Origin of the sequence: Streptomyces sp. NPDC059900 (assembly GCF_050270335.1) — a bacterium.
GTDB lineage: Bacteria > Actinomycetota > Actinomycetes > Streptomycetales > Streptomycetaceae > Streptomyces.
The window spans coordinates 1-1,536 of record NZ_JBNNJZ010001052.1 but is presented as its reverse complement, the minus strand read 5'-3'; the positions used below and the strand labels follow the sequence as shown (position 1 = coordinate 1,536).

Sequence of the window (1,536 nt, the reverse complement as noted above, 5' to 3'; positions counted from 1 at the left end):
GTCCCACTTCACCCGGAACTTGAAATTCTTGTACGGGTCGAAACGCTGTGCGTTGACGGTGAACTGAGCCATGGTCACACCCCCGGCCGAATCTGCTGGATGCTGATAACGACGAATTCGGCCGGTTTGACCGGTGCGAAGCCGACGATGATGTTGACGATTCCGCGGTCGATGTCTTCCTGCGGATTGACCGTGCGGCCACACCGCACGAAATAGGCTTGCGCGGGTGTCGTGCCCTGGAAGGCGCCGCGCCGGAAGAGCCCGCTCATGAATGCGCCCACATTGAGCCGGATCTGCGACCACAGGGGCTCGTCGTTGGGCTCGAAGACCACCCACTGCGTGCCGCGGTAGAGGCTCTCCTCGATGTACAGGGCCAGTCGCCGTACCGGCAGATATGCCCACTGGCTGGCCAGCTGATCGGCACCCATGGTGGTGCGGGCACCCCAGACGACTCGTCCCGGTACAGGGAAGGTGCGCAGGCAGTTGACCCCTTCGGGGTTGAGTTTCCCGTGCTGTTCATCGGTCAGTCGCACGGTGAGCTCTGGAACGCCGTTCAGCGTGGCATCCTGCCCGGCGGGAGCCTTCCACACGCCGCGTACGGCGTCCGTGCGGGCGATGACGCCGGCGACGGCGCCGCAGGGGACGAACGACGCCAACCGGTTCTCGCGCAGTGAGTCTGCGGCGCGGATCCGCGGAAAGTAGAGGGCGGCATTGGGCGAGCGGGTCACGAGCGTGGACACGGCGGCCGGCACGGCGGCGGGATCGACCCATGCCTCGGGCGGGTCCACGAGCAGTATCGCCCGTCGATCTTGGCAGTACCGTGCGGCGGCGTCCCAGGTCGCAAGGCCGGGATCCGTCCCGGGGGTGAACGGTGGGATGCACAGGAGGTTGAACAGGTCGCTCTCCTCCAGGGCATAGAGCCCCTGTCGCCCATCTCGCAGTCCCGGGGCGGACACCTGGTCCGCAGTGATCGGCTTGCCGTCGGCCCCGCCCGTGAAGGCGATCGGGGCCTGCGTGACCATGGGGCGGTCCAGCGGCGATTGCTTGACGCGGACCAGCCGCGACTGGGCGGCCAGCACATCGGTGACGAACCGCGGATCCCCCTGGACCAACGTCAAATTGAGGAAACGCTCCTCGGTCACCACCTGCTTGGGGTTGGTGGCAGACACCTCCTGCAGAGTCAGGTGGAACGCCGCAGCCGCTGCGGGTGGCGGTGGTACTACAGCCCGCAACTGCCTTCCCCAGTTTCCCGGTGCGGCCGCGGCCAGGCGCAACGGCGTGCCTCCGGCAGCGGGCACGATCGCCTCGGCGAGATCTTCGGCGTTCGGTGCGCTCGGGTTGTGCACCCGCACGATGAGCGCTTCGGACCCGCCGTTGTCGAAGAACTGCGCGACGGCGTATCCCATGGGTGCCTCGTCCCACAGGTCGCCGAACCGGCGGCTGAATTCGCCGAAGTTGTTGACGGTGGTGGGGGAGTCGACCGGCCCGCGTCGCGCCCGTCCGACGAAGGCTGTGATGGACATCGACCCCCCGTTG

1 protein-coding gene is annotated in these 1,536 nt (G+C 67.3%); it reads right to left on the bottom strand.

What is annotated here, in order from left to right; genetic code table 11:
- Window positions 1–74: 74 nt before the first annotated feature.
- Window positions 75–1,536: phage tail sheath family protein (locus ACQKIP_RS47120; protein WP_427745829.1), on the bottom strand; the 1,462-nt coding region annotated here is incomplete at its 5' end.